This window comes from Flavivirga sp. 57AJ16, from assembly GCF_028736925.1.
Lineage (GTDB): Bacteria > Bacteroidota > Bacteroidia > Flavobacteriales > Flavobacteriaceae > Flavivirga.
This window is the reverse complement of the sequence record NZ_JAQZAT010000010.1, coordinates 145,745-170,129: the sequence shown is the minus strand read 5'-3', so window position 1 is coordinate 170,129 and position 24,385 is coordinate 145,745. Positions and strand designations below refer to the sequence as shown.

Genomic DNA, 24,385 nt, shown 5'->3' with positions numbered 1-24,385 from the left:
AATTATCAATTTTTAGTTGTTAATTGTTAATTAATTTCGCTCCAAAACCAATTACATCGCAAATATAATGCCCATTTTGGCAATATGCAACTAATTCATTTTTAATGAACTCACAAACTTTATCCAATTCGTTCTCAGGATATAGTACATGCACATTTGCCCCTGCGTCCAAGGTAAAACACACTTTAGAGTTTGTGGCCTGTCTAAAGGCCCAAATTTTATTTATTATTTCTAAGGTATTTGGTTTCATTAAAATAAAATAAGGCATACTGGCCATCATCATCGCATGAAGCGTCAATGCCTCACTTTCAACAATTTCTATAAATGTATCTAAATCGCCTTCTTTAAATACACGTATTAAACTGGATAGGTTTTTATGGGCTTGTTTAAAACGTTCTTGTGCAAACGGATGACCGTGCATTAAATTATGGCCAACGGTACTACTTACTTGTTTTTCGCCTTTATCGACCAACAGAATAGTATCTTGATAATTTTTAAAGTTTTTGTGCACTTCAAATGGATACTTGATACCAAATAAATCCGAGCTTCCGTCAATCTCGTTATGTTTTCCCCAAACTACCAAATCGCCTTCCAGGCTTCTACAGGCACTTCCTGAGCCCAAACGTGCTAAAAAGGATGCTTTTTGAATGAAAAAATCATCGCTCATAATACTTTTATCTGTACTTAAAGCAGTATCAGATTCCATTAATAATTTCTCTACACTCATTAAACACATAGCCAAAGCACTCATACCACTGGCAGAAGATGCAATACCAGAACTATGCGGAAAGGTATTAGAAGTTCCAATCTTAAAATGATAGTTTCTTAAAAATGGCAAATAAGCTTCAATACGCTTAAAAAAGGTTTCGATTTTTGGCTTAAAATCATCTTTTTTATCGCCATCTAAAAAAACATCAAACGAGAAAGCATCTTGATCTTCTTTTTTAGAAAAACTCAAGGTTGTTGTTGTTTTGCAATGATCGAGTGTAAAACTAACCGAAGGATTCTGCGGGATTTGCTGTTCTTTTTTACCCCAATATTTAACTAAAGCAATATTACTGGGTGATGACCAAGTAAAGCTTCCGCTTTCAATAGAACTTGTATAGGCTTGGGGAGTAAATGGCTCGTCTTTCATGCTTATTTTAAATCTGCGGACAAAGACTGTTTAAAACAGACTTTTATAAATCGATTATTAGTATTTGGCAAAAATAGGAAATATCCAATGGTTTTATTTATCAACAGATGACATTGCTATCAACTTTACCATAGTTTTATAGTTTCTTGCAGTCGCCGTTGTTTTTAATTTACGCTCAAAAAAATTATTATTGTATTTAGCCTTACCGTAACCTGTGGAACAATAAAAATAAATACAGTTATTAGCTATCACAAACGTTTCATTTGGGTAAGTTATTTTTGAGACATCATCAATGAGGCCTTTATCTGGAACACTATACAACAGTGTAAAATAACTATTTGTTTTTTTCTCATCGGGAAACGGACAATTATCAAAAATATACTGTAAGTCTTCGGGGGTCTTGACAAGAATCGGTACTTCAAAACCAAAATGCGTTTTGATGGCCTCGTGTATTTTTAATTCCAGTTTATGAATGTCTTTTTCTGAGGACTTAAAAATCACATTTCCACTCTGAATATAGGTCTGCACTCCTTCTAAACCAGAATTTGTTAGTAGTTCCCGTAACTTTGCCATGGGGATTTTCTTTTGTCCGCTTACATTGATCCCTCTTAAAAGCGCGATGTATGTTTTCATATTAAATATTTCGTATGACAGAAAAAGACAAAATTGTTCTTTCAAATTTAAAGATATTATCTTACATATATACGATCGTTTGTCATCCTAATGTTTGTAAAAGGGAAGAATAATAAAGAATCCATAGTCAACTATCTTTATATCCAATGCTCCTTACCATGATGAGAAATCCTATTCAATAATCGATTTTGCTGCAATATAAGCGCTCGTCCAGGCATTTTGAAAATTAAATCCGCCCGTAATGGCATCTACATTCAAGATTTCACCTGCAAAATACATCCCTTCACAAAGTTTACTTTCAAAGGTCTTAAAGTTTACCTCTTTTAAATCTACACCTCCTGCCGTGACAAACTCTTCTTTAAATGTGCTTTTACCGGTCACCTTAAATACGGCCTCTGTTAATTGCGCTGCCAAAGCTTCCAATTGCTGTTTGTTTGTATCTGCCCAAGTCGTAGTCATTGACATATTGGATGCTAAAACCAATTGTTGCCATAATCTTTTGGGCAATTCGTATTGTGCAAATTTAAATACTGTCTTTTTCGCTAATTCTTGTTTAAATTCCTTTAAATCACCTAAACAGTCTTTAAAAGTTTGTTTTATAAAATTGATTTTAATTTGAAATTTATAATTGTGTTTTGCCAATTCCAAAGCACCAAATGCCGAAAGTTTTAAAATGGCCGGGGCACTCATACCAACATGCGTAATAAGCAATGGGCCTTCCGACTCTAAATGGCTGTCAACAACTTTAATGACTACATTTTTAGCCACAACACCGGGGATGTCTTTAATCCGGGAGTCTTTAATATCGAAAGTAAACAATGAAGGAACCGGTTGTAAAATAGTATGACCTAAACGTTCTAACAAATTCCAGATCTTCGGGTTACTACCTGTAGCTATTAGTATCTTTCTTGCAGTAAACACCTGTTCTGTGGTGCCTAACTCCCACAAGTCCTGTTTCTTTTTAATCGATTTTACCGAATGGTTATATAAGACGGCTACGCCTTTCTTTTTTGCTTCACTTAAAAAACAATCAATAATGGTTTGGGATGAATTTGATACAGGAAACATACGACCATCGTCTTCAATTTTTAATGGAACGCCTCTTTTTTCAAACCATTCCATAGTATCGCCTGTCATAAACTGATGAAAAGGTCCTAATAATTCTTTTTCACCTCTCGGATAATTTTGAACCAATTCTGAAGGTATAAACTCCGCATGGGTTACATTACAACGGCCACCGCCAGATATTTTTACTTTTTGAAGCCCTTCTTTTCCACGTTCCAAAAGAACTATTTTTAAGCTTGGGTTTTGCTCTGCTATATTAATGGCCGCAAAAAAACCGGCCGCCCCTCCACCAACAATAATAACGTCGTATGCTTTCATATTAAAATTAATGCGTAAATTTAGCACTATAAATGATCACAGCCTAAATGAATAAATTTCTTTTATCATTAATACTATTAATAGCTTCATGTAACCTAGAAAACAAAAACATTATTGCCGATTTACCCAAAGTACTAAATGAGGTTTCGGGAACAGAAATAGCACCAAAATCAGATTTAATCTGGATGTTAAACGATGGCGGGAACGCTTCCAGAATTTATGGCCTAAACAAAAAAGGCGCTATTAAAAAAGAACTGAAAATTGATGCAAAAAATCAGGATTGGGAAGATTTAGCATCAGACAAGGAAGGTAATCTCTATATAGGTGACTTTGGAAACAATGCTAACGAACGTCAAGATCTAAGGATTTTGAAAGTGCATGCAAATGACTTAAAAAGTTCAGAAAAAATCAAGGTTGAACGTATTTCTTTTGAATATCCAGACCAAGAAAAGTTTCCTCCAAAAAAGAAAAGGTTCTATTTCGATTGTGAAGCGTTCTTCCATTATAACAATAGCTTGTATTTATTTACCAAAAGCCGTGTGAAAAACGATTTTGGCAAAACACATTTATATAAAGTCCCTGCAAAAAAAGGGCATCATATAGCAGAACATGTTAGTTCTTTTAGTGCCTGTAATGATTCTTACTGTTGGGTTACCTCGGCCGATCTAAGCGATGATGGTGAACAAATGGTTTTACTAACCCAAAAATCATTTTTGGTTTTCACGAACTATACTTCAGATGATTTTTTCAATGGTACTTTTAAAGAATATCGTTTTAAAAATAAATCTCAAAAAGAGGGCATTTGTTTTAAAGATAAAAACACGCTTTATGTTACTGATGAAAGGGCTCATGGCAATGGTGGGAATTTGTATGAGTTTAGGCTGGAATGAATAGTTAAAACTGCTATCAGCTTGAACGTAGCCGAAAGGCCTTCAATACTATATTCTGATTCCTTTTTTTTAAATTATTTCAATTTGTCTGCATGAAGTTTACGCAGTTTTGCCAACTTAGGCGTAATTACAAAACTACAATAGCCTTGTTCCCGATTGTTCTTATAGTAATTTTGATGGTAGCCCTCTGCTTCATAAAACACATCTAGGGGACTAATTTCCGTAACCACGGGATCCTTATAATAAGGCGTTACTTTTTTTAAAACAACCTCAGCCATCTCTTTTTGCTTTTCATCATGATAATAAATCACCGATCGATACTGCGTTCCTCTGTCCGCTCCTTGTCGATTCAAGGTTGTAGGGTCGTGAGTTGTCATGAAAATAACCAAAAGATCCTCATAAGAAATCACATGAGCATCAAACGTTACCTGTATCACTTCTGCATGCCCTGTTAATCCTGAACAAATTTCACGATAGGTGGGATGCCCAGGTGCATTCCCGCCCGAATATCCAGAGACCACTTTTTCAACGCCTTTAATTTCTATAAATACGGCTTCTGTACACCAAAAACAACCGCCACCAAATGTCGCTAACTGTAAATTTTTATGGCTCATTTTTCTCCCTTCCGTTTTTCAGTTTTTAATTTTCCAATTGCATGGATTCCGAATTTATACAATAACGCAATCCACTGGGCTCGGGACCATCTGGGAATACATGCCCCAAATGCGCATCGCAGGTATTACACATCACTTCTACACGTACCATTCCAAATGCCGTGTCCCTTTCATACTTAACAGCATTTTCTTTAATAGGCTGTGTAAAACTGGGCCAACCTGTTCCCGAACTAAATTTAATAGCAGAATCAAACAAAGGGGTACCACAACATACACAACTATATTTACCTGCAGCGTGCGTGCTACAAAATGCACCACTGTGTGGGCGCTCCGTTCCTTTTTGCCTGGTAATTCTATATTGCTCTGGGGTGAGTTGAGCGCTCCATTCGTCATCTGTTTTCTCAACACGCCTATCTGGAGCTGGACTTCCATTTACGGAAAAATTGATTACTTCTTTCCAAGTTAGCATAACAATTATTTCTTTTTTTTAATTACCTGAATATACTTTGCCTTCATACTAGTCCGATCTTAATTTAGTTCCTTACAATTTCATTTACATCTAAACATTCACGTAAAGTAATATTGAAATATACGACAAAATAGTGCGTTTACCCTGTATTGATTAAAGTTTAGTATTTTTACTAAAAGAAGTGGTTTAAACTTTTTATAATTGGCTGCAAAATGTCCTTTTATCCCCATATTTTGTCTTTTTATTACTCCGTAGCGATGCTATGCAGCTCAAAAAAGCCTTCTTATGGGAACAAAATGATTATTTTTCGCTTCAATCAAAAAACATGTGCTCAGCTTGACTGGGTAGTTTAAACCACTTCAAAATCATTTCTTTTCTATGGACAATCTTATTACTGAAGCAGAAAAATATGTCATTCAATATTTAAATGAAAACCTCGATGGCAAGTTCGTTTACCATAACCTATCACATACACAAAATGTAGTGAAAAAAGCCAATGAACTAGCCAAGTTTGCCAATTTAAAAGAAACAGACAAATCACTTTTACTATTAAGCGCTTGGTTTCATGACACTGGCTACACTAAAGGCATAGATAATCATGAAGCTGAAAGCGTGAAAATTGCGAGTGCTTTTCTAAAAGAACACAACGTATCTGAAAACGATATAAAAAGTGTCTCTGATTTGATTTTTGCCACTAAAATGAAACACGAGCCAAAAAACGAACTGGAAAAAACAATAAGGGATGCCGATTGTTCTCATATAGGAAGTAAAAAATTCGGTGATACTACCGAGCTTCTTAGAAAAGAATGGGAGCTTGCATGTAGCAAGACACTCAGTGATGAGGAATGGCTCAATATGAATATTGATTTCCTATCTAATCACCATAGATTTTACACTCATGAAGCTTCTGCAAAGTGGAGTAAAATAAAGAGTGAAAATCTTGCGCAATTGCTAAAAAACCTAAACAAATTAAAGAAAAACAATACCAAATTAAAGCAAAAAGAAGAAGCATTAAGTTTTAAAAAAAACAAAACCGTATTGCCCGAACGTGGCATTGAAACCATGTTTAGGGTGACTCTTAAAAACCACATCACCTTAAGTAATATTGCAGATACTAAGGCCAATATTTTATTGTCGGTCAATGCCATCATTGTATCCTTGGTCCTTTCTAATTTAGTTTCAAAACTAGACAACCCTTCAAACCATTATTTAATTGTTCCCTCGATTATTTTTGTACTGTTTACGGTGGCATCCATTATTCTCTCTATTTTAGCCACACGCCCTAATATTACAAGTGGTAAGTTTACCAAAAAAGATGTTGCTAATAAAAAAGTTAATTTATTGTTTTTTGGTAACTTCCATAAAATGACCCTTAAGGACTTCGAATGGGCTATGGGTGAAATGATGCAGGATAGGGACTATCTTTATTCTTCGATGAAAAAAGATCTATATTTTCTCGGATTGGTCCTAAACAAAAAATATAAGATACTTCGTGTAACCTATAGTGTATTTATGATAGGAATTATAGTGAGTGTTATTGCTTTTGCTGTGGCCTTTCAGTTTTTTTCCGGAGCTACCCCTATTATATAGCTAAATCGAGATAAAATAACATGACCCTTCAGAGTGAAAAACCGAATTTCTTCGTTAAAAATGCTCGCCGTAACTAGGCTATGCCTACGCTTTTTAGCTTGAACTTCAATTTTTTATATCTAAATATTCTATGCCATTTTATATCGATTTAGCTATATCATTAAATTTTTGAACACCATTGATTGAAAATAAGGATTTTGAAGCTCTAAATTGTTCCGAAAAACCTTTGCCGTTTTAGCTTAACTAAATAACTTGGTACTTAACGAACTCATCTTAACTTTTTGTGTTTAACCGAAATCGAAGATTCATGAACTCCGATTTACGATAATAAGAGTTAAGTGAACTAAAATGAGATAAAATATGTGCAGGTAAGGCACTTTTTGAAAAGCATAGCTCCGCTACGGTTCATGAACTCATTTAATAAAAGTAACGAAATATGGACGACTTTCAACCATGCCTGTCTGCCAGAACTATGATGTACTCACAAATAATACAAATATACCAACGGCTTGTCCGAGACGGGCTCCTCCCTTTTTAGCTAAAAAGGGAAGTGGCTGTATGTGGTAACATACAGACGGAGGGTTTGTTTTTTGCGTGTTCTTTACATGTTTAATTCGTCAAACACCTCTTTCTTTTCCTCCTGGCATCGAAAAATTCATCCCCGCTTCGGCTGAAGAAGGGCAAGTATCAAATTAAAATAACATGATATAAGCAATATTTGGTTTTCTTAGATTAAAATGATGTTTGTCATTCCTGCGCAGGCAGGAATCCACTAGTTTTATAAATAGCACATTATAGATAAACAGTTCACCAATACCACCTTTACATCTTAATTAATAGTGCCCGTTGTGTATTATTACATCGGAATAGCAAATGATTTTGAACGATGTATATAAAATAAAAGCAAAAAAGGCTTAATCTTTCTAAACATTCAAGTGGATTCCTGCTTGCGCAGGAATGACAAGCAGGAAAGGCCAAAACTAAACCTTGATCTCCTTCATTAAATCTTCATAAGTATAAAATGATTTATCGTTTTCCTCCTTATGATATAACACGCTCACCCTAATAGCCTTAAGCCCTGTAACAGCCTGTAAATCCTCAAGCTCTACTATCTCAACATCGGTATCTAAATAATGCTTGGACTGTAAAAATTTTATATATCTTAAATACTCTCTCTCATCTTGTTTTTGAGAATAAACGATACTTATTTTTCCTTTTTGGGTAATTCGTTCTGTCGTGCCTTTTATGTAAGCTTTATCGACTCGTTTTTTTACAATTTCGTAACGAGCATTATAAGTCCCATCTACATCAAACTGTTTTTCATCCATTCTAAAGCTTATAGATAACGGTTGGTTAAACACTAATATCATAGATGCGACATTTAACGATACAGGGAAATTTGATTGCATTTGATAATAGGCATTTTCCATTTCACACATCACCTGTAATTGCCACAAACGTAAATTATACAAATAGATAAGATTAAAGCTATCCTCTCTGGTAATAGATTCACCAATATACATATTGTGCTCTACGCCATCTGTTTTAAAACGCTCAAAATAATGCGGGTACATTTGTTGTGCATCTACTTGTTTTGCATCCAAAAGGGATGCCATTTCCTTATTGATCAATGCAATAGTATCGTCATAGTCTTTTCTATGTTTATAAAGCATATTTACCTTATCATCAATACTATCAAAATAGGCATTAATTTGTCCTTTTAATTTATCTATAGTATATAAATGTTTAAGAACCGGTTCTATCTCCTGTTTAAAAAACCCAGAAATTTGCTGTTCGCTGTCCACTTGAAAATGGGTCGCTAAATCTTTAAGGTAATTATCGGTCTGATATATATATTGACCATAAATTGGTAGACTTTCAATTTCTAAAGCGCTTTCAAATATTCTTTTAATAGCTTCTAATTGAAGCGTTAAATCTTGCTGTGTGGCCTTATTTCGTGCCTCCGATGATCCTTTAATATCAATCTGTCCATAAAGCGGATAGATATTTTCAAAAGCTATCTTTTTAAAAATAGCTTGCTCGCCTCTCATTTCAGACTTAATAAAATGCTTCGCCTCTCTTTCAAATCGCCAATGCACACTTGGATGGATTGAGGTACATTCTTTTTGTATAATCGCTTCTATTAAATTCTCTTCTTCACTTTTTGACCGTTCAACTGTCGACACAATAAAAGGCATGACATCTATTAGTTTATTGGCATTGATACTATTAAGTACTTGCGGTTTATTTGATACTATTTCCAAGATCCCCATTAAACCTTTATCATTAGCTATAGGTGCAAAAATCGCACTTTTAATACCTTGTTCGTGTAACGAAACAATATGTGGCACTTTTCCTTTAGATAATTTAAATACCTTATCTACATCTGACACCGAAAAGTATTTATTTTCATTTAACAACCTATTATGTGACCAGCCACATAGAGCGTCTTCACAACAAGTACTTTCCAAATTGTTTAGCAAAAAGCTGTTCATTCCAACACCGTAAACATGTTCAAATGTTTGTTCTTCTTCATTATAGGTTGAAAATCCGACTTTTAAATCATTTACTCCTAAAAGGGACCTGAAAACCTCATGAAATTCTTCTATAAAACCTTCTTGTTTTCGCTTGTCTTCGCCTATAAGATTAGACTTGATATTAGATATGGATTGATCGTCGGTAACGTCAAAAATATTTGATATGACAAATCCTTTGAATATGTAGCTATTAGGCGGGAACTTTTCTTTCCAAAGCTCTATATTTTCAAAATTATCCAGTAATTCATTATAGTCTTCCCGAGTGATTTTTTTTGCAGCCTCAGTTCGAACAATTTCACAAAAATCTGCATTGTATAGTATTTTATAATAACGAAGGATCCCATTAACATCAGGAATTTCGTAATAAAATGGTCTTTTAAAATTCAAGTTATAGCCATAGCAAAAGCTTAAAATAATGGTACATGCAATAATATATGTATCATCTTCTGGCATATTTTTAATTTTGAGCTCAAAATCATTACCAGCTGCTTTAATAATACTTTTAAATCGTTCTGACGAATTAAAAATCAAATTATGGAAAGGAACCGATGCCGTTTTTATTTCATTTTTAGTTAGAATTGGACTGAATGAATCCTCAAGGATGATCGCTATCTCCTTTTCTCTTTCTTTTAATATTGAAATATCGCTAAAACCTTCTTTCAATTCTGGATATGCTTGAGCTGTATTTAAAATACGCTTCGCTCTGGCCGCAACAAATTCATCCTCACTTTTAGCTAAAGTTTCATATTGTTTAAGCAGTAAATTGAAACTCACTTTTAAATTTAAAGGTGAATCGGTATGATCGTTAATATCCATAATGTTAGATCTCTTATAATACAAAGTTACAAATTATTGGTTTGTTCAGTATGAACTAGACTTAATAACATCAAAAATGTTACAAGTTTATATGTTAAATTATAGGACCTCTTTTATCTAAAAAAAAAAATCGGCTGCATGGATCCTAAATAAAAAATTTATTGAAACCGATGATCCCTGTCAAGACGTAGGAGTATTTCGGTGGTCTCATATACAATCCCTAGCTTGCTGGCAACTATGGTGTTCCCACAAATAATACAAATAACCACTCCATGCTAATTAGTTTCTCTTTGTACCAATGGCTTGTTCGAGATGGGTTCCTCCCTTTTTAGCTAAACTACCCTGAGTACACATCCATAAAAAAGACACGAATGGCACAAATTTACACGAATCCAATGTTTTATGGTATTGATTGGACTCGGCATGAATATGAATCCCTATTCTATATAGGCTTGAAATCTGTCGATAGACAGAATAATTTGTGAAAATTTGTGCCATTCGTGTCCAATCTTTTTTTGTGCTTTTTTTGTATACTCACAGTAGTTTTTAGCTAAAAAGGGAGGTGGTTGTATATAGCTAAATCGATATAAAATAACATGAACCTTCAGAGTAAAAAACCGAATTTCTTCGTTAAAGATACTCGCCGTAACTAAGCTATGCCTGCGCTTTTTTCCTTGAACTTCTATTTTTTATTTCTAAATATTCTATGCCATTTTATATCGACTTAGCTATGCAACATACAGACGGCGGGGTCGTTTTATACATCTAGACTTATAATATTGTGCTTTTAATTATTTTTTAACTAAAAAAATAAAGATTTAATAATTTTACATATATTTATCTGAATATTAACCAATTAAAACTAAAATATATGTTTTCAAAAACAAATTTAATTTCAACGATTATGACCGCCATTTGGGGATTTTTTGGTGGTTGGTTACTTTGGGGCATTATAGGAGACCCTATCTTGGCAGAGCATACTATGACTTCTGGCCTTATGAAAGAAATGCCAGATATGGCTTTACTTGCTATTGGTTGTTTAATTGTAGGGTTCGCTTTTTCAACAATATATTCAAAATGGGATCGAGGCACATACAGTTTTTCCCATAGTGCACAATTTGGCATATGGATTGGTATTTTAATAGGCCTTGGTAGCGGACTTATCAATCACTCAACATCTCATATTTTAGACCTACCCGGAACTATTATAAATGCTATTATTTATGTTGTGCATTTTGCAATCATGGGTATTCTTGCAAGTTTAGTTTACAAAAAATTTAATTCTGAAGATCAATAATACGTACTAAATAATTTATACCAATTATTATTTAAAATGAGCTATAAATAATTTGATTTATATTTTGTTCTGATATGATAGAAAATTCAATCATAGCCTTTGTTCAATGTCATTAAGTTAAGGCCGTAATGTCAGTCTGAGCCTTTCGGCTCCGCTCAAGACAGGCTAAAGTCGAAGACCAATTGAAATTCTAGTTTTTATTAGCATTTCGACTGCGCTCAATGTGACAAATAAAGAACAAATTTCCTTAACTTAATGACATTGAGCCTTTGTTATGGTTTTATACCCTGTCAAGCTGAGCTCATGTTTTATATTGAAATATGAGCAAAATCGTAATCGAAGATTCATGAACTCCTATTTTTAAAATGAAAGATAGTGAACTAAACAAATTATAGGGGTTGTTTTGAGTCATAATTGGTATTATACGGATCATGCTCAAAAGTTGTGTTTAGGTAAAAGTTTTGGTCGATCTGAAAAAAAGGTCTGTCATCGACCTATCTTGATTTAACCCTCCTAAATTTCGACCTTGTCGAAATTATCCTCCCTTTTCAAAAAAACTACCGTGTGTACACATCTATAAAAAAGACACGAATGGCACAAATTCACACGAATCCAATACATTATGGAATAGATTGGACACGGCATGAATATGAATCCCTAGACTATATAGGCTTGAAATCTGTCAATAGACAGAATAATTAGTGAAAATTTGTGCCATTCGTGTCTAATCTTTTTTTTGTGCATTATTTGTGTACACACAGTAGTTTTCAAAAGTGAGGAGCAAGTCCGATTTGTATTTTCGGGTACAGTTTTAATATTACCCCATATGTTGAACTAGCAGGGCCCTCTTAAATTTAAGAGGAGATGAATTCTAATTTTAAGCCTAAAATTGGAAGAAAGAGGCGTTTTATTTTTATGATGCGCTCTGGTATACTTGGGCTATCTGGATTTACCTTGAAGTGGTTATTATGCACTTGGTCATGGCTCGTTATAAATGATTCCATACCGCACATCGCACACAACTTTTGTTCTTGATCCATTTATACTTAGTTCTTCTTAATAACGCCAGTTCGATGTAAGTTTTATTGAAAATAATTAAATTAATCGAGTAAAAAACAGTTGTTTGTCATGTCAACACCTGCCTGCCGGCAGCTACGGTGTACCCACAAATCATGATCTTTTGTCACAGCCGCAAATAAAAAGAACTCGCCCTATACCCTTGCTCCCTAGATAGGCTGCTATGCCAACCTCCGAGGTCGCTTTTTATAGAACGGTCAAGTCTCTCTGCTAGTTGTTGGGAAAAGGCCATAGGGCTGTCCCCGACCTTTCGGAAGGATAGGGTACAAAAGCTTCGAGGAACAGGAGCATTGGCGTTGGACATTGCGGTGGGGCGACGCGAAGTTTTGTCCCCGGTTCTTCTCTGGCGATAGCATGAGAAGAAATCCCTCTCGAAAGGGCGTCTTTTCTTTTGTTACTTTTCTTTGGACGGGCAAAGAAAAGTAAGTAAACTTTTGTTTTTTATATTGAAAAAAGATCTAGGCACACCGTAGCTGCCGGCAGGCAGGGAGCGAAGGATGAGCGACGAGACATCTCTTTATGATGAGATTCCCTGCCTTTACAGGCAGGCTCCTCGTTCCTCGTTCGGGACGACAAGGTTTCTTTTAATGACTGATTACCTGTTTATAATATATCGAACTCACGTTACTTAATGAATAAAGGAGCAGCTTCTTTTGAAATTCCCTAATTCATATTTGGTTGTGCTCCCATTTCTAAATTAAAAACAAACAAGAATAGAATGTTTTTATTCCTTATTTCTTTATCCAAATTCAATGGTGCTTGTTCTGGGCTAATAAAAGAAGACGCTACTTTTATAGCTAAATCAATATAAATAACATGAACCTTCAGAGTGAAAAACCGAATATCTTCGTTAAAAATTACTCGCCGTAACTAGGCTATGCCTACGCTTTTTACCTTGAACTTCAATTTTTTATTTCTAAATATTCTATGCCATTTTATATCGACTTAGCTATACATGAACTTGTTCACCGTGAAATGCAAATGTTTTTTCATTAGTTGTAAACTTTATTTGATTTAGGCATTTCCGTTTCCACAAAAAAGGCATCATTAGGAGTCCTTGACATTATAAACTCTAAAACCCCTCCATTAATAATTTCCTTATGTGTTATATAAGCTCTTTTTAGAGGTTTTCCGTTTAAAGAAACTTTTTTTACAAATTTATTTTCATCAGAAAAATTAATTGCTGTTATTCTAAACGTTTTGTTATTAGGTAATTGGATTGATGATTTTTCGAACAAGGGAATACCTATATGATAAATGCCCTGTGCCGGATTAACAGGGTAAAAACCTAATGAATTAAAAATATACCATGACGACATTTGTCCGCAATCTTCATTTCCACAATGGCCATTAGGTTCGTTTTTATATTGTTCTTCTAAAATTTGACGAACTAACTTTTGTGTTTTTGATGGTTTTCCTAAATAATTATATAAATAAGCGACATGGTGGCTGGGTTCGTTTCCATGAGCGTACTGCCCAATCATACCAGTACTGAACAGGGGTAGTTTGTCGCTAGCTTCTGGATAATAAGAAAACATGGAATCTAGTTTTTGTTCAAAACGTTCTTTTCCACCTGTTTTATTAATTAATCCATCCATATTGTGTGGTACGAACCAGTAATATTGCCACGCGTTACTTTCACAGAAATGAGGCGTATATTCTTTAGGGGTAAAAGGTTTAATAAAACGCCCCTTAATATCTTTTGGTTGCAGCCATGAATTGTGTTCGTTATATAGATTTTTCCAATTCCCTGAACGTTTTAGGAAATACTCATAATCCTCCTGTTTGCCCAAATCTTTAGCAAACATGGCAATACACCAATCATCATAGGCATACTCCATGGTTTTTGAAACCGACCAGTTTTCATGTTGACCGTCTACAGGAACATAACCTAACGCTTTATATAAATCTATTTGTCGGTCATTAACCATCGCACTTGCTTTACAGGCTCTAAATGCTAGCTCTGAATCAAAGTCAAAACCCTTAAAATAGGCATCGACAATAACAGGAACGGCATGATAACCAATCATCATGTTGGTTTCACTCCCTTGCATGGACCAAATAGGAAGCTCATCTGTTTCCTTATAATGGGCTAAGAGCGATTTTATCATATCTGGAACGCGCTCTGGTTGCGTAATAGTATATAAAGGATGTGCTGCTCTAAAGGTGTCCCACAATGAAAAGGTGTCGTAACGACGAAACCCTTGGGCCTTTGTAATCGTATCTATGCCTTTTTTATACTTTCCATTTTCGTCATTAGCAGTTTTGTAACTGCCATCAGTATCGCTCAATAAGGTAGGTGCTAACATCGATTGGTACATCATGGTATAGAAGATACTTTTTTTGTCTTCATTCGGGGATTGTATTTTAATTTTTTGAAGTTCTTGTTCCCAAATAAACAGGGCCTTTTCTCTATGAAAATCAAAATCAAACCCTGTTGTTTCTACTTTTATGGCATGAGCCGCCGCTTTGCAACTTGTTGTAGATAAACCCGTTTTAATGATTATTTTATCTCCATCTTCAACATGGAATTTAAGCGCAGCTTTAGTGCCCCCTTTTATTGGGGAAGTATACATCTCATCATCTTTATAGTAGTTAAGGGAAGAAAATGATTTAGAAAACTGCATTTGAAAATATACTTTTTGATTTCTGGCCCAGCCTGTTGACATGCGATAGCCTTGAATGGTAGAGTCATTTACTTTTTCAATGTAAGTACGGGTTGGTCTGTCCCAATTTAATGAGTATCCTAAATCGACATGTATTTCTGTATTTTTATCTTTTGGAAATGTATAACGGTGTATTCCGACCCTGTTTGTTGCTGTTAGTTCTGCCTTTATCCCATAATCCAATAAATCTACAGTGTAATAACCAGGAGATGCTTTTTCTTTGTTGTGGGAAAAAGATGAGAACGGTTTAAAATTATTGGCCTTTATTCTTTTAGTAGATTTACTATTGGTCGGCATGACTAATATATCATATAAATCACCTGCTCCTGTTCCTGTGAGGTGTGTATGTGAAAATCCTGTAATGATTGAATCTTGATAATAATAACCTGCTATTCTATCCCAACCAGGAATGCCAATATCAGGACTTAATTGTACCATTCCGAATGGTACTGTAGCACCAGGGTATGTATTTCCCGGGCCATCGGTGCCAATAAAAGGATTTACAAAATCGACTAACATTTTTGTGTTAGAGATATGTTGTGTTTCTTTTTTACAAGCGTACAGGGAGACAATAATGAAAAAATAAATACATGGATTTTTCATACGACATTTTTATTTTTTAGTAGACTATGGACTTTATATAAACGACTCTTTATATACGCCTCTTTAGAAATGATTGAACGTAATTTTGCCATAAGCTTCTTTGGCAAAGAAATATATATTCCCAAGCTTCTGATTAATGTATCGTTATAGTACCTAGCCGAGATCATGTCCAATTGTTTTCATGGAAAGGCTTCTTGCCTGTATTTGCTTTACGTTGGTGTTTTTCTTTCCCTAATTGAAATTCCCAATGATCCTTAGGTAAATTCATAGGCCAAAAACCATCTTCGAGAGCTGTTTTTTGAGAGTAAGAGGTTTTAAAGGGGGCAAATGGAATGGCTGTTTTTATAAGCCATTTTTCATCTAGGTCATTGGGATTGTTCAACGTAACATCAACACAAGCAATACATTTAATTTTTATATTTTTTTGTGCGCGATTGGCAATGTATATCTTAGGAATATTTTCTTGTGTTTTACTTTGAGCGTTTATTTCATTATAAGACGAAATAGACATTATAGACACTATAGTTTTAATCCAAAAATATTTCGCATTTAATCTGCGCATGAACTATAAAGAATGTTGTTTTGTGAATTCAAGAATCTCGCTTATATAACCAAAAGCTAAACCAACCACAGTGTCTGCTGCACCATAATAGATCGCAACTTTATCTGCTTCTATATCTTGTAATGTGGCACATGGAAAAATAACATTAGGGACATCTCCAACCTGCTCATATAATTCTGAAGGCGTTAATAGGTAAGGCTGTGTCCTATACTTTACAATATTTGGTTTTTCTTTATCTAAAATAGCAGATCCCATGGCATATCTAAAACCGCTACATGTGGTAATAACGCCATGATAAAACATAAGCCAACCCTCATCTGTTAAAAAAGGAACCGAGCCTGCACCTACTTTTGTGCATTGCCAGGCACTGTCCTTAAAAGGTGTTGGAGACATGATATGTCGATGCTCTCCCCAATATTTCATGTCTGGACTATAACTTAAATAGATATCACCAAAGGGTGTATGGCCATTATCGCTTGGCCTACTCATCATGGCATATTTTCCGTTAATTTTTTCTGGAAACAACACCCCATTTCTATTAAAAGGGAGAAAAGCATTTTCGCACTGAAAAAAATCTATAAAATCGAATGTGTAACCTACCCCAATGGTAGGGCCGTTATGTCCTTCGCACCAAGTAATCCAATAACGATCTTCTATAAAAACAACTCTTGGGTCGTACTTATAATCTCCTTGAACTTTGTCTATATCGCCTGCTTTAAAGTCAATAGGCCGATGATTGATGTTCCAATGGATGCCGTCTTTGCTAAAACCTGCAAAAATATTCATTTGCACGGCTTTGTTATCACACCTAAAAACCCCTGCATAGCCATCTTTAAAAGCGACTACTGCACTATTAAAAACACTATTTGATGTGGGTATTGCGTCTCTTTTAATTATGGGGTTTTCATTATATCTCCATACAACATCATGACTCTTTTGTGGCCGCTCTTGCCAAGGTAATTTTGGTTTCATTATTTGTTATAGCTTTTATTGTATTAATGCTTTTGCTTTTTGAGTCTAAGTTTTATTGTATCAGGTTCGTTTTAAAATAAACAAGGTGATCACCATAAATACCAACAATGATATACAAACTATTATATTCTTAGATCATTAAATATATTGAAAGTAAAGTAAAAGTTTTTTGTAAGATAATTTCTGTGAAATATAAGATAATTTCTGTAAAATAATTAAAGGCATCAATTTTAAATGATTTGACTATTTGTTCTGCTTAATTTGTTCTACTTATATTTGTTGCCAATACACTTCTAAAAACACATGTCTGCTTAACGGTTTTAGAGTATTCACTAATAATATTAAATATTTATAATTTTACCCATTATACGAATATTTTTAGACCAACAACAAGTGTAGAGGGTTAAACGCCCTAAAAAATGGAATAATGTTATGTTTCAAAAAATTAAGGATATTATCAATATAAACGATAAAAATAATTTTAATATTACGCTTAGGCACCATGTTATATTTTGGGTAGTTTATTTTCTGTTTACCACATTTAGATGGGGCAGTTATTTTAACGATTATGAATATGCTCTTAAAACAACGCTTTTAGGCTTTTCTATTCATATGACATTATGTTATTTTAACGTTTACTACTTAATGCCTAAGTTTATTTATACACGTAGATACATTATCTATAGCATAGTTCTTATTGTTTCTTTGTTTTTCATGGTGGTAGTAAAATTCAATTTAACATATTTTTTGGTTAGTAGTAATGTATGGCCAGAAGGCCCTGAAACAACCTCTACTTTAACTTTGAATTATAGTATTGAAATGATGTTAGGGGAGTTATATGTTGTCACTTTTGTAACAGCCATAAAAGTAACATTCGATTGGATTAGAGAGCATAAAAGGCTTGTGGATATGGAAAAACGGCAACTGGAAACAGAGTTACGGTTATTAAGAACCCAAATTTCGCCACATTTTTTCTTTAATACTTTGAATAATATCTACGCCCTAACGATTGAAAAATCTGACAAGGCTCCAAAAATCATTCTTAAATTATCGGAATTAATGAGGTATCTTTTGTATGAAACTAACCAAAGAAGACAGAGTTTGACGAAAGAAATAATTTGTCTTCAAAGTTACCTCGATTTAGAGCGTATTCGATATGGGAGTCAGCTAAAAATTGATGTCAATATTTCTGGAGTTATAGAAGATAAAGAAATTGCCCCTATGCTCTTGCTGTCTTTTATAGAAAACTCTTTTAAACATGGAGCCAATAAAAATGTGGGAGAAGTAAATATTAATATAGATTTTAATGTTATTGAAGATTTTCTTCACTTTAGAATTTCAAACCCCATTCCGACGGAGAAAAATAATAATGCTGTAAAAACTTTGACAGGGGGGATTGGTATTGGGAATGTTAAAAAAAGATTGGAATTGGGTTATAATGAAGGTGAATATGACCTTGATATCAATAACGATGGTAAAGAATATATTGTGAACCTTAAAATTAAAGTTTGATGAGTTTGAAATGTGTTATAGTAGATGATGAACCGTTAGCAATAAATGTTATTAAAAGTTATATAGAGGAAACTACAGGATTGGAGTTGCTCAATTCCTTTAACAATGCAGTAGAAAGTATTAATTATATAAGGGACCATGCTATAGACTTGCTTTTTTTAGATATAAATATGCCTTTGTTAGATGGTTTGAACCTTTTAAAAAGTTTAGATAAAAAACCACTTACTATTATAACGACCGCTCATGAAGAGTTTGCGGTAGAAAGTTATGAATTGGAAGTTTTGGATTATTTAGTTAAACCCATACCTTTTCACAGATTTATAAAGGCAATAAATAAAGCTTTTAAAGTCCATAACCAGACTAAAGGAGCTGCTGCGGCACATAATGATAAAGCTTTTATTTTTGTTAAGGTAGATAAAAAGAAAATGGCAAAAGTTTATTTAGATGAAATTTTATCTGTTGAAAGCTTAAAAGATTATATAAAAATAACAACACATACCAATAGATATATTGTACATCAAACTTTAGGAAGTTTTACCGATGAATTACCTTCTGATAGATTTATAAGAATACACCGCTCTTATACCATTCCAATTGAAAAAGTAGAAGCTGTTGAAGGTAATAGCCTTGAAATAGAAGGTATAAGATATACCATAGGTAGAAGCTATTTAAACGAAGTAAAAAGCATCATCCTGAAGAATAATGCTTCAAATGAGTAAAATTTATATATGTCCACTAGGGAGGAGTGATACAGGGTATGGACGGAGAGAATAATATTTAATAAACCCATAGATTTTTAAAAACTAAAAAATAACGAATACCATTATGTACATTTGTAGCAAACCTTAAAATGAGTATATTAGCAACATGCTATCCAAAAAGACTAAATACGGCTTAAAAGCACTAACCTATATAGCCAAAAGTGAGGGGGATAACCCTGTACAGATAAGTGAGATTTCTAAGTGCGAAAATATTCCACAGAAATTTTTGGAAAGTATTATGCTGACACTTAGGAAATCAGGTTTTTTAGGCTCAAAAAAGGGAAAACATGGCGGGTATTACCTTATAAAAGAACCGGCTCAAATTAAAATGTCCGATGTTATGCGTGTTTTAGAGGGGCCCATTGCTATGGTGCCTTGTGTCAGTTTAAATTTTTATGAGAAATGTGATGACTGTCCGGATGAGCATGAGTGCAGTGTTCATAAGCTTATGATTCAAGTACGCGATAATACTTTAAAAGTACTAAGGAATAATACCTTAGAAGACCTGTCGGGGTCTTTAAATGATAAAACTTCAAAAATAACGTAATGTTTAAGTGCACAATAATCGCTTGAAGATAAACATCGGATTGGGTTTAGTATTATAAACGTTCGAGGGACAAAATAATATCTAGGAACAATAATAAAACACCTCTTTCTTCCAATTTAAAATTGGAATGCGTCTTCTTTTAAATTTAACTACTGTATGTACACAAATAATGCACAAAAAAAAAGATTGGACACGAATGGCACAAATTTTCACAAATTATTCAGACTATTGACAGATTTCAAGCCTATATAGACTAGGGATTCATATTCATGCAGAGTCCAATTTATACCATAAAGTATCGGATTCGTGTGAATTTGTGCCATTCGTGTCTTTTTTAAAGATGTGTACTCACGGTAGTTAAATTTAAGAGGAGGGTCATTCCGCATTAAAATGACACTAAAATTTAAAATAGTACTCGAAAATATAAATCAGACTGCTCCTCATTTTCAGAAGGGAGAATAATATCGATAAAATCAAAATTTAGGAGGGTTAATTAAGATAAATTAATAGTAAGTTCTTTTTAAATACTATTTATAGCCAAGAAGCTTTTTTTTGTATATAAAATAAGGATAATATAACTTATCCATTATCCATTATCCATTATCCATTATCCATTATCCATTATCCATTATCCATTATCCATTATCCATTATCCATTATCCATTATCCATTATCCATTATCCATTATCCATTATCCATTATCCATTAAAATAAACAGATTTTATCTTCAATCGAAAAGAATGCTTCAAAGCAAACCCCTGAAGGTATTGAAATTGTCATTCCTGCAAAAGTGAGAATCCAAATAACAGAATTTCAATTTTAGAGCTTTATTTCAGGCTAAAAATCTAAAAATCAGGGATTGTTCCAAATAAGTTGCTAATAATTTTTGTCATGTAACAAAAAGTATTACTTTTGTAATTCCTATTAAATCTATAGGATTAATGTAATACAAGAGCAAATGATAGCGCAGATGTTATTAAAAAACAAAGAAAAGTCTACTTATAAAGCTGATAGTATTGGCGAAAAACCTATTAGAAGTGTTGCTAAGGCTTTAAGTTGGAGAGTTATAGGAACTCTAGATACATTAATTGTTTCTTATGTATTAACTCAAGAAATAACAGTAGCCTCGCTTATAGCGTCCGTAGATTTTTTAACTAAAATGGTGTTGTACTTTTTCCATGAGAGGATTTGGAATAAGATTAAATGGGGAAAATAACTGAAAAGAATATGTTTACAGAAAATCAAATACAAGAATTGAACGAGGCGTTTAAAGATGCGTCGCCCATAGCCATTATTAAAAAAGCTTTTGAGCTTAATAATAAAGCGGTAGTAACAACTAATTTCAGGCCTTATGAGGCTGTTATTTTACATGCAGTAAATTTAGTTGAAGCGAAAGTGCCAGTGGTTTGGTGCGATACGGGTTATAACACACCTCAAACATACAGACATGCTGAGCAGGTGATTAAGGATTTGGATTTAAATGTCTTTTTATATGTGCCAAAACAGACAACGGCGCACCGGGATGTTGTTATGGGAATTCCAAGTATAGATAAACCTGAGCATGCTTTGTTTACAGAACAAGTAAAACTGGAGCCTTTTAGAAGAGCGATGGCAGAGCACAAACCAAAGGTGTGGTTTACAAACTTGCGTCAAGGGCAAACGGCATTTAGAAACAGTATTGGGATTTTTAGTTTGAGTAAAGATGGTGTCTTAAAAGTAAGTCCATTTTATTATTGGTCTGATGAAAAATTAGATGGCTATCTAGAAGAAAATAATTTATCAAATGAGTTTAAATATTTCGACCCAACAAAAGCATTAGAAAATAGAGAGTGTGGTTTACATGCGTAGTCGGTAGGCAGTCATCAGTAACAGTTGGCGGTTAACTCTTAAAGTAAATAAAAATAGAATAACAATAAAATAACAAATATTCTTATTTCACCCGAGTAAGAATTCCTCCCCTTTGGGGAGGTTAGGAGGGGCTTATTATGAATAAAGACACATCACATATCAATTCGCTAGAAAATGAAGCGATATATATCATGAGAGAAGTAGCAGCACAGTTTGAAAAACCAGTGTTGTTGTTTTCGGGAGGGAAAGATTCTATCACGTTAGTGAGACTGGCAGTTAAGGCGTTTTATCCAGCTAAAGTTCCGTTTCCTTTAATGCATATTGATACAGGGCATAATTTTCCTGAGACCATAGAATTTAGGGACCGATTGGTTGAAGAATTAGGGTTAGAGCTTATTGTTCGACATGTACAGGATTCTATCGATCAAGGAAAAGTAAAAGAAGAAACAGGAAGGTATTCAAGTAGAAATCAACTTCAAACGACCACGCTTTTAGATGCCATAGAAGAATTTAAGTTTGATGCCTGTATTGGAGGTGCTCGTCGTGATGAAGAAAAAGCAAGAGCAAAAGAACGTATTTTTTCTGTACGTGATGATTTTGGGCAATGGGATGAGAAAAACCAGCGCCCTGAGCTATTTGATATGTTAAATGGTGCTATTGAGCACGGACAAAACGTGCGTGTATTTCCAATATCAAACTGGACAGAATTAGATGTTTGGTCTTATATAGAAAAAGAAAATATTGAAATACCATCCATATATTTTGCACATAAACGTAAAGTGTTTTTAAGAGATGGTATGATATGGTCTGCAGAGGACGGTGTTGTTTATAGAGATGACCATGAGGAAGTTATAGAAGAATTGGTGCGTTTTAGAACCGTAGGAGATATGAGTTGTACAGCAGCTGTATTGTCTGATGCCGTATCTATTTCTAAAGTAGTACAAGAAATTAGGGAAAGTACCATTTCAGAACGTGGGGCACGTATAGATGATAAACGTTCTGAAGCAGCCATGGAAAAACGTAAACAACAAGGGTATTTTTAAGCCCCCTAACCCCCGAAGGGGGAATTAGCAAGTTTGCTAATATAATCCTGCAAGACCTTGAGGATCTTGTAGATGTTAAAGAATAAAAGAATAATAACAAATTTTAAAATATAACCCGAACAAGCACCCTCTCCTTTGGAGAGGGCGGGGGGAGAGGCATATGGAAGTATTAAAAATAGCAACAGCAGGAAGTGTAGATGATGGAAAAAGTACCTTGATAGGGCGTATTCTATATGATACAAAATCATTAACTACAGATAAGTTAGAAGCTATTGAAAAAACAAGTAAACAAAGAGGTTACGATTATTTGGATTTTTCTTTGGCAACAGATGGTTTGGTAGCAGAGAGAGAGCAAGGTATCACGATAGATGTCGCGCATATTTACTTTTCAACAGCTAAGAAAAGTTACATTATTGCAGATACGCCTGGTCATGTAGAATATACGCGAAATATGGTGACTGGGGCCTCGACATCTCAAGCATCCATCATTTTAATTGATGCTAGAAAAGGGGTGATAGAGCAAACGAACCGCCACTTTTTTATCAATAATTTATTGCGAATTAAAGATGTCGTAGTCGCTATTAATAAAATGGATTTGGTTGATTATTCGGAAGAAACCTATAAAAAAATCAAAGCAGATTTTGAAGCATTGATGAGCAAAAGAGATTATCAAGATCAAAAAATAACCTTTATTCCCGTGAGTGCTTTAAAAGGAGATAATGTTGTAAATAAAACGGGTAAGATGCCTTGGTATACAGGTCAGACTTTATTAGAGCATTTAGAGGAGATAGATAAAGCTGATATTTTTAATATCGGAACCCCAAGATTTCCAGTGCAATATGTAGTGCGTCCAAAAACTGAAGATTTCCATGATTTTAGAGGTTATGCAGGGAAAGTTTACGGAGGTAATTTAAGTGTTGGAGATGAGGTCGTTGTATTGCCATCGCAAACAAAATCTAAAATAAAGGATATTTATTTCTATGATGAAAAGTACGAAACGGCTTCAAGACGTTCGTCTGTTACCATCACTTTAGAAAATGATATTAATGTGAGCAGAGGGGATATGATTGTGAAAGATGGCGATTTACCAACTATAGATAAGCAATTTACTGCTAATGTTTGCTGGATGGATTCAAATCAATTAAGAGCTGGTTCAAAATATATAGTACAGCACGGTATCAATAAAGTGTTAGCAAAAGTAGCTGTTATTCATCATAAAATACATCCAGATTATTCAGGTATAGATACAGAGGTATCAGGATTAGGAGTTAATGATATAGCATCCATAACTTTCAAATTAAATAAGCCAATTTTTTACGATCAATTTAAAAATCACAGAACAAACGGATCGTTTATTTTAATTGATCCACAAACGAATAGTACGGTTGGAGCTGGTTTTATTCAATAAAGCCCCTAGCCCCCGAAGGGGG

At 34.1% G+C, this 24,385-nt stretch carries 20 protein-coding genes; 10 read left to right on the top strand and 10 right to left on the bottom strand.

Annotated features, from left to right (window positions below):
• Window positions 1–19 precede the first annotated feature (19 nt).
• The 3 genes from PQO00_RS12855 to PQO00_RS12845 all read right to left on the bottom strand — a co-directional run bounded on the left by PQO00_RS12855 (window position 20) and on the right by PQO00_RS12845 (window position 3,151).
• The gene (locus PQO00_RS12855; RefSeq protein WP_274185247.1) at window positions 20–1,135 is read right to left on the bottom strand and encodes a diphosphomevalonate/mevalonate 3,5-bisphosphate decarboxylase family protein; all 1,116 of its coding nucleotides are present in this window, start codon (window positions 1,133–1,135) and stop codon (window positions 20–22) included.
• A 93-nt stretch (window positions 1,136–1,228) separates the two neighbouring features.
• Complete coding sequence (locus PQO00_RS12850) at window positions 1,229–1,768, bottom strand: DUF1697 domain-containing protein (protein ID WP_274185246.1); 540 nt, start codon at window positions 1,766–1,768, stop codon at window positions 1,229–1,231.
• Between the two features lie 171 nt (window positions 1,769–1,939).
• Window positions 1,940–3,151, bottom strand: a complete 1,212-nt coding sequence (locus PQO00_RS12845; protein ID WP_274185245.1) for an NAD(P)/FAD-dependent oxidoreductase — start codon at window positions 3,149–3,151, stop codon at window positions 1,940–1,942.
• 47 nt (window positions 3,152–3,198) lie between these two features.
• Here PQO00_RS12845 and PQO00_RS12840 point away from each other — a divergent pair, with 47 nt between their 5' ends.
• Window positions 3,199–4,041 carry a hypothetical protein gene (locus PQO00_RS12840; protein WP_274185244.1) on the top strand — a complete coding sequence of 281 codons (843 nt, stop codon included), beginning with the start codon at window positions 3,199–3,201 and terminating at the stop codon, window positions 4,039–4,041.
• A 74-nt stretch (window positions 4,042–4,115) separates the two neighbouring features.
• Here the strand turns inward: PQO00_RS12840 and msrA are convergent, their stop codons facing one another.
• Both msrA and msrB read right to left on the bottom strand, forming a co-directional pair.
• Window positions 4,116–4,655: a peptide-methionine (S)-S-oxide reductase MsrA gene (gene msrA, locus PQO00_RS12835; protein ID WP_274185243.1), complete on the bottom strand. Its 540-nt coding sequence runs from the start codon at window positions 4,653–4,655 to the stop codon at window positions 4,116–4,118.
• A gap of 25 nt (window positions 4,656–4,680) precedes the next feature.
• Complete coding sequence (gene msrB, locus PQO00_RS12830; protein WP_274185242.1) at window positions 4,681–5,124, bottom strand: peptide-methionine (R)-S-oxide reductase MsrB; 444 nt, start codon at window positions 5,122–5,124, stop codon at window positions 4,681–4,683.
• 378 nt (window positions 5,125–5,502) lie between these two features.
• Between msrB and PQO00_RS12825 the strand changes: the two genes are divergently transcribed.
• A complete protein-coding gene (locus PQO00_RS12825) occupies window positions 5,503–6,714 on the top strand; it encodes a Pycsar system effector family protein (RefSeq protein ID WP_274185241.1) in 1,212 nt (403 codons plus the stop codon).
• Window positions 6,715–7,694: 980 nt separating this feature from the next.
• On the opposite strand, the gene PQO00_RS12820 is transcribed toward PQO00_RS12825, so the two are convergent.
• Together PQO00_RS12820 and PQO00_RS12815 are read right to left on the bottom strand one after the other, a co-directional pair.
• Window positions 7,695–10,067 (bottom strand): GAF domain-containing protein, encoded by a 2,373-nt coding sequence (locus PQO00_RS12820; RefSeq protein WP_274185240.1) that lies wholly within the window; start codon window positions 10,065–10,067, stop codon window positions 7,695–7,697.
• A 279-nt stretch (window positions 10,068–10,346) separates the two neighbouring features.
• A complete protein-coding gene (locus PQO00_RS12815) occupies window positions 10,347–10,565 on the bottom strand; it encodes a hypothetical protein (protein ID WP_274185239.1) in 219 nt (72 codons plus the stop codon).
• A gap of 373 nt (window positions 10,566–10,938) precedes the next feature.
• On the opposite strand from PQO00_RS12815, the gene PQO00_RS12810 reads away from it, so the two are divergent.
• Window positions 10,939–11,364 (top strand): hypothetical protein, encoded by a 426-nt coding sequence (locus PQO00_RS12810; RefSeq protein WP_274185238.1) that lies wholly within the window; start codon window positions 10,939–10,941, stop codon window positions 11,362–11,364.
• Between the two features lie 2,069 nt (window positions 11,365–13,433).
• Here the strand turns inward: PQO00_RS12810 and PQO00_RS12805 are convergent.
• The 3 genes from PQO00_RS12805 to PQO00_RS12795 form a co-directional block, all read right to left on the bottom strand.
• On the bottom strand, window positions 13,434–15,710 hold the full coding sequence (locus PQO00_RS12805) for a GH92 family glycosyl hydrolase (RefSeq protein WP_274185237.1): 2,277 nt from the start codon (window positions 15,708–15,710) through the stop codon (window positions 13,434–13,436).
• A gap of 163 nt (window positions 15,711–15,873) precedes the next feature.
• Complete coding sequence (locus PQO00_RS12800) at window positions 15,874–16,272, bottom strand: hypothetical protein (RefSeq protein ID WP_274185236.1); 399 nt, start codon at window positions 16,270–16,272, stop codon at window positions 15,874–15,876.
• Window positions 16,273–16,275: 3 nt separating this feature from the next.
• Window positions 16,276–17,244, bottom strand: a complete 969-nt coding sequence (locus PQO00_RS12795; RefSeq protein WP_274185235.1) for a glycoside hydrolase family 130 protein — start codon at window positions 17,242–17,244, stop codon at window positions 16,276–16,278.
• A 432-nt stretch (window positions 17,245–17,676) separates the two neighbouring features.
• On the opposite strand from PQO00_RS12795, the gene PQO00_RS12790 reads away from it, so the two are divergent.
• From PQO00_RS12790 to PQO00_RS12760, 7 genes are all read left to right on the top strand, one after another.
• Window positions 17,677–18,756: a sensor histidine kinase gene (locus tag PQO00_RS12790; protein ID WP_274185234.1), complete on the top strand. Its 1,080-nt coding sequence runs from the start codon at window positions 17,677–17,679 to the stop codon at window positions 18,754–18,756.
• Window positions 18,756–19,475, top strand: a complete 720-nt coding sequence (locus PQO00_RS12785; RefSeq protein ID WP_274185233.1) for a LytTR family DNA-binding domain-containing protein — start codon at window positions 18,756–18,758, stop codon at window positions 19,473–19,475. The genes PQO00_RS12790 and PQO00_RS12785 overlap by 1 nt, the downstream gene beginning before the upstream one ends.
• A 148-nt stretch (window positions 19,476–19,623) precedes the next feature.
• On the top strand, window positions 19,624–20,064 hold the full coding sequence (locus PQO00_RS12780) for an Rrf2 family transcriptional regulator (RefSeq protein ID WP_274185232.1): 441 nt from the start codon (window positions 19,624–19,626) through the stop codon (window positions 20,062–20,064).
• 958 nt (window positions 20,065–21,022) lie between these two features.
• Entirely contained in the window at window positions 21,023–21,280 is a 258-nt protein-coding gene (locus tag PQO00_RS12775; RefSeq protein WP_274185231.1) for a DUF2061 domain-containing protein, read from the top strand.
• Window positions 21,268–21,912, top strand: coding sequence for a phosphoadenosine phosphosulfate reductase family protein (locus PQO00_RS12770; protein ID WP_274185230.1), 645 nt, complete (start codon window positions 21,268–21,270; stop codon window positions 21,910–21,912). The genes PQO00_RS12775 and PQO00_RS12770 overlap by 13 nt, the downstream gene beginning before the upstream one ends.
• Before the next feature lie 137 nt (window positions 21,913–22,049).
• Window positions 22,050–22,955: a sulfate adenylyltransferase subunit CysD gene (gene cysD / locus PQO00_RS12765; RefSeq protein ID WP_274185229.1), complete on the top strand. Its 906-nt coding sequence runs from the start codon at window positions 22,050–22,052 to the stop codon at window positions 22,953–22,955.
• A gap of 160 nt (window positions 22,956–23,115) precedes the next feature.
• Window positions 23,116–24,363: a sulfate adenylyltransferase subunit 1 gene (locus PQO00_RS12760; RefSeq protein WP_274185228.1), complete on the top strand. Its 1,248-nt coding sequence runs from the start codon at window positions 23,116–23,118 to the stop codon at window positions 24,361–24,363.
• The last annotated feature ends 22 nt before the right edge of the window (window positions 24,364–24,385 follow it).